Source organism: Mesorhizobium sp. M4A.F.Ca.ET.020.02.1.1, from assembly GCF_004022645.1.
In the GTDB taxonomy this organism is placed as follows: domain Bacteria; phylum Pseudomonadota; class Alphaproteobacteria; order Rhizobiales; family Rhizobiaceae; genus Mesorhizobium.
Genome location: NZ_RZOI01000145.1, coordinates 1 through 10,330, shown reverse-complemented (window position 1 = coordinate 10,330; position 10,330 = coordinate 1). Strand labels below are relative to the sequence as shown.

The 10,330-nt window shown below is 62.1% G+C and carries 9 protein-coding genes and 1 pseudogene; 3 read left to right on the top strand and 7 right to left on the bottom strand.

Features of this window, described 5'->3' with window-relative positions:
* Positions 1–677, bottom strand: a pseudogene (locus EN742_RS12230) (oxidoreductase); the annotation flags it as partial.
* A 140-nt stretch (positions 678–817) separates the two neighbouring features.
* Here EN742_RS12230 and EN742_RS12225 point away from each other — a divergent pair.
* The gene (locus tag EN742_RS12225; RefSeq protein ID WP_126056433.1) at positions 818–1,816 is read left to right on the top strand and encodes a helix-turn-helix domain-containing protein; all 999 of its coding nucleotides are present in this window, start codon (positions 818–820) and stop codon (positions 1,814–1,816) included.
* 72 nt (positions 1,817–1,888) lie between these two features.
* Here EN742_RS12225 and EN742_RS12220 read toward each other — a convergent pair whose 3' ends face one another.
* From EN742_RS12220 to EN742_RS12205, 4 genes are all read right to left on the bottom strand, one after another.
* The gene (locus tag EN742_RS12220) at positions 1,889–2,917 is read right to left on the bottom strand and encodes a GlxA family transcriptional regulator (RefSeq protein ID WP_189375297.1); all 1,029 of its coding nucleotides are present in this window, start codon (positions 2,915–2,917) and stop codon (positions 1,889–1,891) included.
* Positions 2,918–2,999: 82 nt separating this feature from the next.
* Positions 3,000–4,553: a trimethylamine methyltransferase family protein gene (locus EN742_RS12215; RefSeq protein WP_126056435.1), complete on the bottom strand. Its 1,554-nt coding sequence runs from the start codon at positions 4,551–4,553 to the stop codon at positions 3,000–3,002.
* Positions 4,554–4,810: 257 nt separating this feature from the next.
* Positions 4,811–5,575, bottom strand: a complete 765-nt coding sequence (locus EN742_RS12210) for a glucose 1-dehydrogenase (RefSeq protein ID WP_126056436.1) — start codon at positions 5,573–5,575, stop codon at positions 4,811–4,813.
* Between the two features lie 7 nt (positions 5,576–5,582).
* Positions 5,583–6,350: an SDR family NAD(P)-dependent oxidoreductase gene (locus EN742_RS12205; protein WP_126056437.1), complete on the bottom strand. Its 768-nt coding sequence runs from the start codon at positions 6,348–6,350 to the stop codon at positions 5,583–5,585.
* Between the two features lie 327 nt (positions 6,351–6,677).
* Here EN742_RS12205 and EN742_RS12200 point away from each other — a divergent pair, with 327 nt between their 5' ends.
* Both EN742_RS12200 and EN742_RS12195 read left to right on the top strand, forming a co-directional pair.
* The gene (locus EN742_RS12200) at positions 6,678–7,589 is read left to right on the top strand and encodes a LysR substrate-binding domain-containing protein (RefSeq protein ID WP_126056438.1); all 912 of its coding nucleotides are present in this window, start codon (positions 6,678–6,680) and stop codon (positions 7,587–7,589) included.
* 158 nt (positions 7,590–7,747) lie between these two features.
* Positions 7,748–7,966 (top strand): hypothetical protein, encoded by a 219-nt coding sequence (locus tag EN742_RS12195; protein WP_126056439.1) that lies wholly within the window; start codon positions 7,748–7,750, stop codon positions 7,964–7,966.
* A 315-nt stretch (positions 7,967–8,281) separates the two neighbouring features.
* Here the strand turns inward: EN742_RS12195 and EN742_RS12190 are convergent, their stop codons facing one another.
* The gene (locus EN742_RS12190; protein ID WP_126056440.1) at positions 8,282–9,292 is read right to left on the bottom strand and encodes a GlxA family transcriptional regulator; all 1,011 of its coding nucleotides are present in this window, start codon (positions 9,290–9,292) and stop codon (positions 8,282–8,284) included.
* 152 nt (positions 9,293–9,444) lie between these two features.
* The coding region (locus EN742_RS12185; protein WP_245492302.1) for a 4-hydroxyproline epimerase at positions 9,445–10,330 on the bottom strand (886 nt) is incomplete at its 5' end.

Sequence of the window (10,330 nt, the reverse complement as noted above, 5' to 3'; positions counted from 1 at the left end):
ATGCTCGAGGCTAGGCCGATGATGAACCCATCGCCGGTCACCGAACGGATGCGCGAGGTGATCTCGGTCGAGAACCGCATCCTGTTTTCGAACCTGCCGCCCCAGCGGTCGTCGCGCCGGTTCGACCATGGCAGCCAGAATTGCTCGATCAGCGAGTTGTAGGGGCCGAACAACTCCACCCCGTCGAAGCCGCATTTCTTGGCCCGGACAGCGGCGCCAACAAAGCTTTCGATGATCTCCTCGATCTCGGCTTCACGCATACGATGGCTGCCGTCCCCATCGTGATAAGACGGCAGGCCCGAGGGAGACCAATTCGGACTATAGGAATTGTCGTAATCTCCGTGCTGGCCGACGTGATACAGCTGGTGGATCATCACCGCGCCTTCCGCCTTGCAGGCGTCGGTGATCGCCCTGAAGCCAGGGATCACCGCATCGTCATCATGTCGGAAATTGCCGCGCGTCAGCCGAGCCGTCCGGTGGACCGGCATCGGCTCGACCACGATCATGGCCGCGCCTCCCCTGGCCCGTTCCAGGTAGTAGCCCAGGTGGCGCGCTCCGGGCATGCCATCTTCGGCCATGTTGGCGGTATGAGCGCCGAAGTTGATGCGGTTGCGGAGCGTCTTGTGGCGCAGCTGGAGCGGCTCGAGGATTTTGGAAAAAGCCGGCGTCAACGTCATGTCAGGGGAGTCTCTGCTCGCGAGCGCTCACTCGTTGGATGGTCAAACATTAGCGGTCTGCGAAATTCACGAATTGTGATTGCGACACGTTTTTCATAAGAATTGCGCTGGCGTGCTCTGCGTTGGAAAGGCGCCCGGATTTGACACCCGCACTGAAAACGCCTGATCGCGTCGGGCTGCCCTATCTGAAGGTCGGCATCATTCTTTGTCCGAGCTTCACCCTGACGCCGATGGCGAGCTTCGTGGATGCGCTTCGATTGGCCGCTGACCGGCAGGATCAGAGCCGGCAGGTCTATTTCGCCTGGGATTTCATTGCGGCGGGGCCGCTACCGGTGCGCGCAAGCTGCGGCCTAGAGATGGCCGCGACGGGAAACCTGGATGATCCAGCCACATACGACTGCCTGGCCGTGTGCGGCGGGCTGGTCCGGGATATGGAAACGATCCATGCGGCGACATTCGATTACCTGCAGGCAGCGGACAGGCGCGGCATCCCCATCATCGGCCTGTGCACGGGCAGCTTTGTGCTGGCACAGGCAGGGCTTCTCAGGCATCGCGAATGCGCTTTGCACTTTGACACGCTGGGCGAGTTCGTGGCGAGGTACCACCATGCCAGCCCGGTCACCAACCAAAACTATGTCATCGATGGAAATATCGTTACATGCCCGGGGAGCATCGTGGCGATTGAGGTCGCGGCCTTCCTGATCGCGCACTACAGCAATGCCGGCAGGGCGCAAAAAGCCCTCAATTACCTTCTCTTCAAACCCGAGGAACCGCGCATCGCCTTGCGGACGAAACCTTACGAGGAGGCACTCGGGGCGGCATCGCGACTGACCGTAGAGGCGGTGAAGGTGATGGAGACCCGCATCGATGCGCCATGCTCGATCGAGGAACTCGCGCATTCCCTGAACACTTCCAAGGCGCGCCTGAATCGCGCCTTCCTCGCAGACCTGCAATCCGCGCCAGCCGTGTTCTGGCGACGGATACGTCTACTCGCAGCGCGTGAACTCCTGGCGAGCCGACGGCGAAGTGTCACGGAGATCGCCTATGAAACAGGATTCAGCGACACTGCGCATTTCTGCAGCAGTTTCAAGAAGCACTTTTCGATGACCCCCAAGCAATTCAGGCGGATTGGGAAATGAGCCCGTCGGGGTCAAGCGCTGACGGATTCGAAACGGCCTTCCCCAAAACGACCAAGGGTCCTGGCCGATCAACTATCCAAGTCCGGGGCCTACCCAGGCCGGCACCATTGCTCGACACTGTTGCGGCGATATCCCGTTGAAGGCCCTGAAGCACTTTGCAAAATGCGAGGCTGACATGAACCCGCAGGCGATGGCTATGTCGATGATGGACATGCGCGTGCCTTCGATCAGGCGCTTGGCATGGTCCGTGCGTATCCGCAGATAGTGCCGCACCGGCGGCACCTCGATATGAGCAGCAAACAAGCGTTCCAGTTGACGCCGCGACACTCCGGCCCGATGCGCAACCTCATCCATGGAGAGCGGAAATTCGACATTCTCCTCCATGATCCGCATTGCCATCAGAAGCTTGTCACTCACGCCGGCAAAGGCAAGACCTGAAGGCCCGGTCTGGCGGTTTGACCCCGAACGCTGACCTTCGACGGTCGCGTGCCGGCAGACCTCTTGAGCAATGTAGTCGCCTGCGTGGCTCCCGATCAGGTCGACTGCGAGGTCAAATGCCGCCAGCTCGCCAGCGCAAGTCGAATATTGCCCATCCTTGACGAACAGGGAATCTCGTATTCGCGGCTGGTTGAAAACTTCGGCAAATGCGGCGAGCCGGGACCAGTGGATCGTGCAGCGCGTTCCCGCAAGCAGACCGGTCTGCGCCAGCACCCATGTCGCCGTTCCAACCGCCGATATCGAAACGCCGCGGCGCGCAATCGTGCGCAGAAATCCGTTGAGTTGTGGCGTCAGTTGCCGTTCGACCGGTTCGCCCGCCATTATCGCGAGCTGATCCGGCTTGCGATCGTCCGATCCGCAACCCAGCTCATCGATTGTTGCATCAACTGCAATTGAAAGGGCGTTGGCACCCTCCACGGGCCCAGCGTTCAGGCCCGCGATCCGCCAGCGGAACAGTGGCAGGCGCGATATCGTATTGGCGATGCGGAACGGTTCGATATAGGCGTGAAGCGCCAGATGCGAGAAGCCGGGCAACACCAAAACCACCAGCTCGAAGGGCCTGCCGGCTATCGCCGAAGTTCCCGGCGTGGCGGATGACTTCATGGCGCTTATGTTCGCGGACGCGTTCATCGGAGGCCGTGCATGGCGGTTGGGTTACCGAACATTCCGGGCTCGGGCTTCACCCTCAATATTCCTCGTTCAATGCATCGACCGCGGGAATCTCGCGCGATCGCCGGTCTATGTAAGCGCGCAGCTCCTCGTCCTTCGCGACATCTAGCGTGGGTTCTTCATACTCGGCCAGAAGCCGCCGGGCATGTTCCAGGGCGCGCACTTTGATGTCTTTGGAGCCGTCCGCGTACCACTGCTCGATCGAATTGTTGTCGAAAAGCTTGGGGATGAAGAATGCCCGCTCGAAGTTGGCCTGCGTATGCGGATGGCCAAGATAGTGGCCGCCGGGGCCGACATCGCGGACAGCGGCCAAGGCTTCGTCTAAATCGTCCCACTGGATGCCTTGCGTCATCCGATAGCCCATCGAGCAGACCTCGGCGTCGACGACGAACTTCGCGATCGAGCAGTGCATGCCGGCTTCGTTCCAGCCCGCCGAATGCCAGATGTAGTTGGCGCCCGACATCAGGACCGCCATCATGGTCATGGCGCTCTCATAGCCGGCCTGCGCATCGAAAACCTTGGCGCCGCCGAGCAGGTTGGACGTGCGCCAGGGCACGTTGTAGCGGCGAGCCATCTGGCCGATCATGAAGTTCATGAGCGAGATTTCCGGCGTGCCTGCCATCGGCGCGCCCGACTGCATCGACACCGTCGAAAGGTAGTGCCCGTAGATTGCCGGACAGCCCTTGCGTATCACCTGTGTGTAAGCCAGCGCGGAAAGTGCCTCGGCGTTGAGCTGCGCTACCGCCGCAGCGGTGGAGGCCGGCGTGTTGGCGCCGCCGAGAACGAAGGGCGAGCACAGCACCGGCTGGTTGCGCCGGCAGAAGGCGCGCATGGCGCCGAGCATGACCTGGTCCCAGACCAGCGGCGAATTGCCGTTGCAATTGCCTGTCGTGACGGCGTGCGTCTCGAGAAAACCCTCGCCGAAGAGGATCTCGCACATGTCGAGCACATCCTCGGCGTTCTTGGGCGAGGTGGTCATGCCCATGAAGATCTTGTCGGAATGCTTCATCGACGAATAGGTGATGTGCAGGTGCCGATGCGCGACGACAAGGTCCATCGGCTCAACGATGTGGTGCGCCGACGAATGCAGCGCCGGCATCATGTGCGCGAGCTTGTGGAAGGTGCCGAGGTCGGCGATCGTCGGGCCGCGCCTGACATCATCGAGGTCGCGCATGAAGGGCGCGCCGGTCATCGGCACGAAGATCGACTTCGGCCCGCCGAGCTCGACATTCTTCGCCGGGTCGCGGGCGAAGTATTCGATCCTGGAAGGAATGGTCTTGATGAGCTCCATGACCAGGCCGCGATCAAGATGGACCCTGTCATCCGCGCGCACGTCGGCTCCGGCCCTCTTCCAGTCCTCGATCGCGATCGGGTCGCGAAACACAACGCCGACGTCTTCGAGGATCGCGAGTGAAGCCTGGTGAATGCGCTCGACCTGCTCGGCATCCATAGGCTCCAGCACCGGCAGGCCGCGCTTCAGCGTCGGCAGCATGTCGATCTTCGGTGCCGTGCGGATGGTCCGCCGCGCTTCCCGCCCTCCCCTACGAGAAACTTGCAGTTGAGCAGTCATGACGCGGCCTCCAAGAGAAATTGTGCGGCCCTTGTGAGCCGGCCGGAACTATTGCCGGAAGCAGCGGATTTCACCTACTGCAAAAGTCTCACGCGCCTGTTGACTAAAGCGCGGAAAGGCCGAGTCTCCGACCTCCCGCCGCTAAGCCGCGGCCGCTGGCAACACCATCGGAATTCACCCTTCTGCTTGGTCGGGCTCGTCCCTGATCCAGGGGCGAGTTGCGCGCAAAGCCGGTACGGATTGCCGGGTTCTCAGCCTCAAGAGACCGGCAGCGGCAGCTTCTTTGTGCGCCCACCATCGATGACGTAGACTTGGCCGGTGACGAAGGCGCTTTCGTCCGAGGCCAGCCAGACTGCGAGGTTTCCGACGTCGGTCGGCTGGCCGAGACGCCCGACCGGATGCATGACAAGCAGCTCCCTACGGACGCGATCCCTGTCGGCCATGCTGTCAATGTAGGCTTCGCTAAGGTCGGAATTGATCCAGCCTGGCGCGATGGCGTTGCAGCGGATGCCCTCGTGCCCATGGTCAACGGCGACCGCCGCCGTGAAGCCGTGAATGCCCGCTTTCGAGGCTGAATAGGCTGGATGCCCGGGATTGGACGCCAGCCCTTCGATCGAGCCGATGTTGACGATGCTTGCGCAGGGCCGCTTCCGAAGGTGCGGCATTGCCGCCTTTGTCAGCAGAAACGGGGCCTTCAGGTTGATGTCCATCATCTGGTCCCAGTCGGCCTCGGTCATCTCGTCGACCGTCTTCTCGAACATGATGCCGGCGTTGTTGACGAGGATATCCAAGCCACCAAACCGTTCGACGACGGTCTCGACGGCAGCAGCAATGTCCCGGGAATTGGAGAGATCCGCCTTCACGTAGATGACACCCTCGTTGAGCATCGTCTCAGGCGGCGAGTTCCTCTGGACAATGGCGACTTTTGCGCCCGCCTCCACAAAGCGCTGGGTGATGCCGGCGCCGATACCGCGCCCGCCGCCGGTGATGATTGCGATCTTGCCTGCCAGTCTGTCAGCCATGGTGTCCTCAATAGACCGGCTTTGCGCCGTTCACTTCGACCGTCGTGCCGGCAATGTAGCGGGCGGCGTCGGAACTCAGAAAGTAGACCACCTCGGCTATGTCTTCCGGCTCGGCGATCCGGCCGAGCGGCACCGTGCTGTTGAGCTCCGCTATGGCGGTGTCGGGATTGAAACCGCGCTTGGCGAAGCCGGTGCGCAGCATCGGCGTGTTGACCTCGTTCGGGCACACCGCATTGACCCGTATCCCATCGCCGGCATGATCGCGGCCAAGACATTTGGAGAACGCCGCCACGGCCGCTTTGCTGGTGCAGTAGGCCGCGTGGCCGGGCCCGGGATAAAGTCCCCAGCAGGATGCGATGTTCACGATCGCGCCGCCGCCATGACCCTTCATATGACGAATGGCGCGCCGGCAGGTGTAGAAGATCGACTTCAGATTGATGTCGAACGTCCGCTCCCAGTCGTCGTCGGTCGTCTCGAGGATGTTCCCGCGGGTGATGATGCCGGCATTGTTGATGAGCACGTCCAGACGCCCTGTGGCCTGGATGGCGTATTCGATCAAATCCTCGCAATAGGCCTTGTCGCGAAGATCGCCGGCCTTGCTCCAGACCTTCTGCTCACTTCGGTTGAGCTCGGCGGCGAGCTTGTCCAGCCCCGCCTGGTCGGCGTCGCCGGCGACCACACGATAGCCGTTGGCAATGAACTGCCTGGAGAGCACTTGGCCGATGCCCCCGGCCGCGCCTGTTATCACCACCGTCTTCTTCTCAGTATCCGTCATCGCTCGAGCCATATTTTGAGGGAGAATTCGGCTCATATTCTCCGAACCACCGCCGAACGCCAGCGGCGCAAGCCTGCAAAAGTCTCACCTCCTTGTTGAGTTACGCGGCGGTCGACAGCGGCGTCGGACGCTGATTGGAAGGCGTCGGGGATCGCGACGGGTTGGTTCGTCGGATTCTCCTATGATCCGCCGCGAAGGGTTGGGATCGCGGCCATAGTCTGCCGAAACGCGGGCTATCGCATCGCTCGAAAAACGGCTTTCGGACAGATTGGCCTCTCTTGCTCAAGCTGTCGCGCCGCGCGATCATTGAACTGTTGGGAGCTTGAGATGGTTCGCCGCTACTACGATCTGCCGTCCTTGACCGCCTTGGCGGTTTTCGAGGCGTCCGCCCGGCACCTGTCGTTCAAGCTGGCGGCGGCGGAACTGAACGTCACTCCAGGCGCCGTCAGCCGGCAGATCAAAGCGATCGAGGACGAGCTCGGAGTGCCGCTCTTTACCCGGCTGGGGACCGGCGTGGCGCTGACAAGCGCGGGCGAGGACCTTTACGGCGTGCTCGCCAGCGGCTTCTCGCGAGCCGCCGACATCGTCCGAAATGTGAAGCGCGGCGATCGTTCGAGGAACGTTACTTTGGCCTGCTCGGATGCCCTCGCATCGATGTGGCTGATCCCGCGCATGCCGGACTTCTGGACGCGGCACCCGGATATTTCCGTCGACCACCTGATCTCCGACGATCCTCGCGACTACCGCCGCGCCGAAGTCGAATTGCGCATTCGCTACGGATTTGGATCGTGGCCGGACGAGAATGCCGAGCTGCTTTTCGACGAGACCATCTACCCCGTTTGCGGGCCTGGCTTTGCGAGCAGGCACCGCGATGCAACCGCGCAATCGCTGGCTGACCTGCCGCTGCTGCATGTTGATTGGGTTGATCCCGACTGGGCCGGCTGGGACGAGGTTTTGCGGCGCGCAGGCGTGCCGCACGGTTCGACCAGAGGTCGGCGCTTCGGCAAGTTCTTCGTGGCGCTGCAGGCCGCCCAGGCCGACCAGGGCGTTGCCGTTGGCTGGCACCGCCTGGTCGAGGCGCAGATCGACGAAGGCAAGCTGGTCAGGCTGACGGATCTGGAGCTGCCGGCGCCGGGCGGCTACTACCTCACCTGGAATGACAACCGCATGCTTTCCCCCGCTGCCGAAAGCCTGCGCGGCTGGATTCGGGAAATAGCGGCACAGGAGCGGGGAAGCTAGAACTCCCCGCCGCGATGCCGCTGCATCTCCCATTGACCAGCCAGACGATCCCTGCCAAACCGCGCCCCCGCATTGTGACAGGCTGTTGCGCGCCGTGTCGGAACCAATCCAATCGGCACTGGTTTCGATCTTGAAGGGACCGCAACGCGAGCGGAAAGATGGTTGAAATTTACAGCTTCGAAATGGACAAGGCGCGGCAGCGTGCCGGCCGAGCGGAACTGGCCCTGGAACGGGCTGAAAAACTGCTGGAGGGGGACGGCAACGTCGCTGTCAATTTGGCCCTGTGCTGCAGGATCAGAGGTGCGCAGCGGCGCGTGAGCGAGGCCAAGGCACGGCTGAAGAAGATCGAGTCCGCCAGAAGACTTCGCACCGGTTGATCGGATATTAGCAAATGTAACTGCGAGCGCGGCGGCGCGTGTGCTAGATTAGGATGTGCTGGTGTTCTCCTGGGAGGAACCGTCGTTGAGTATTGCATCCAAGCTCGCCGCAATGTCGGCGGGGCTGCTCGCTAGGCGTGTAGCCGCCGCCGCTCAACCCACTGCTGCCGTCAAACCCATCCGGTCATCGCTCGCCGACATTCCTCTCCGGCGCCAGCCTCTTCCGTTCAGGCCACGACCGCCGATCCGACCGTGCAGCAATATGTGACCTGAAGCCTGTCAATCGCCGCACTGCTGCGCCTGGTGGTATTGAGTCTATCTATCGACAAGGCTCGTGCCGCCGGCAACCGCCGATCGCAGTTTGCTCGGCGGCATTCCAAATGTCTCCCGGAAAACCCTGGAGAAATGCGACGCGTTCTCGAAGCCGACTTCGATGGCGATGTCGAGCATCGGCACGCTGGTCTCGAGTAGAAGCTGCTTTGCCCGCTCGAGGCGCACCTTCTTGTAGACGAGCGCCGGGGAGGTTTTCGTCTTCTCCATGAACAAGCGTTCCAGCTGCCTTCGCGACAATCCAACCGATGCCGCGATCTCGGATATCGAGATTGTATTCTCGATATGGTTTTCCATCGCAATCAGCGCCGCCTGAAGCCGCGGATCGTTGCATTCGATCGAGAGCGGTCGGCGCGGCTGGATGTGCAAGGCCGGGCGCGCCTTGTCGATCTGCAGGACCTCGAGCGCATTTCTTTCGGCGCGTTCGCTGATATGACGCCTCACGATCGATGCTGCCATGTCCGCGGCACTGCTGCCGCCGGCGCACGATCCCCTCGTCCGATCGAGGTTGAAGATGCGGTCCGACCTGACTTCGTGATCCGGGAAGCGCTGACGGAATGCCTGGTAGTGCAGCCAGCTGACGCAGGTCCGATGGAACTTCATCAGGCCGGCGTCCGCAAGCACGAAGGTCCCCGTGCAGACGCCGATCAATGGCACTTTGCTGGCGGCTGCCTTCTTGAGATAGCGGACCGTCTCGTCGTCGACCGGGAACTCGGTGTTCAACAGCCCGCCGACGACGACGATATAGTCGAACAGACTGGGGTCCACAAGATCCGATGTCGGCGCGACCTGCACGCCGCAGCTGGAGGTGATCAGATGCCGAGTGCTGGCCAGAACCTGCCAATCGGCAAAGATGCGGCCCGACCGGTCCGCCTCGTCGCTGGCCAGACGCAGCGTATCGACGAACAAGGCGAAGGCTGAAAGGGTGAACGAACGCGCGAGCACAAAACCGATTTTCAGTCGGTTCATCTCGGCAATTCCGCTTGCGGATTTCATCGATCGTTTCCTTCGCTTCGGCCACTTGCGGCTTCGAGGCTCGTCGCCCGCGCTGCTATCCTACCGGCAAAATTGTGGCCATGATGCCGGCGGAATAGTCGCACTGATGCTCCATGAACGACATGACGACCTCAGGCTGAAGCGAGCGGCCTCTACGCAATCTGGAATCCATGGGCCAGGGGATCGCGGTCATCGACGAATATCGTGTTGTGACCGATGATGCGGGCCCAGCCGCCGACGCTTGGCGTGATCCCCTTGAAAGGACCGATGTCGGTCTCCGCCTCGACGCGGCCTTCGAACACCGTGCCGATCAGGCTTTCCTGGCGGAAAATGTCACCGACCTTCAGCCGGCCCTTGCCATGGAGTTGCGCCATGCGTGCCGAGGTGCCAGTGCCGCCCGGCGAACGGTCGATCGCCTTGTCGCCATAGAACACCGCGCCGCGGCCGTCGGCATTTCTGGTTGACGGCTTGTCGCACCAGATGGCGTGGTGCACGCCGCGGATCCTTTCATCGTCGGGATGAACCGGATCGCAGACTGGTTCGAGGGCCTCGCGAAGACTGCGGCTGAGACCCACGATGTCGCTGGCCGACAGGCCGTCGATGCCCCGCCACGACTCTTGCGGCTCAACGACAGCGTAGAAGTTGCCGCCATAGGCGATGTCGACGACGAGCCGGCCGAGGCCAGGGACATCGACGGCGACATCCGCGGCATGCAGGTAACTGGCGACGTTGAACATAAGGACGGAGTCAACGAATTCGCCCGGCTTTTCGTACCGGATGTCAACCCGTCCCGCGGGCGTCTCGATGGAAAGCCTGTCCGGGACCCGGGGCGTCACCAGGCCTTCCTCGATTGCCGCCGTCACCAGTCCGATCGTGCCGGCGCCGCACATCGGCAGGCAGCCGCTGACCTCGATGAAGATGACGGCGAAATCGCAGTCCTCGCGATATGCCGGGTAGATGATCGCGCCCGACATGATGTCGTGTCCACGCGGTTCGAACATCAGTGCCTGCCGGATCCAGTCATGATCGCGCATGAAG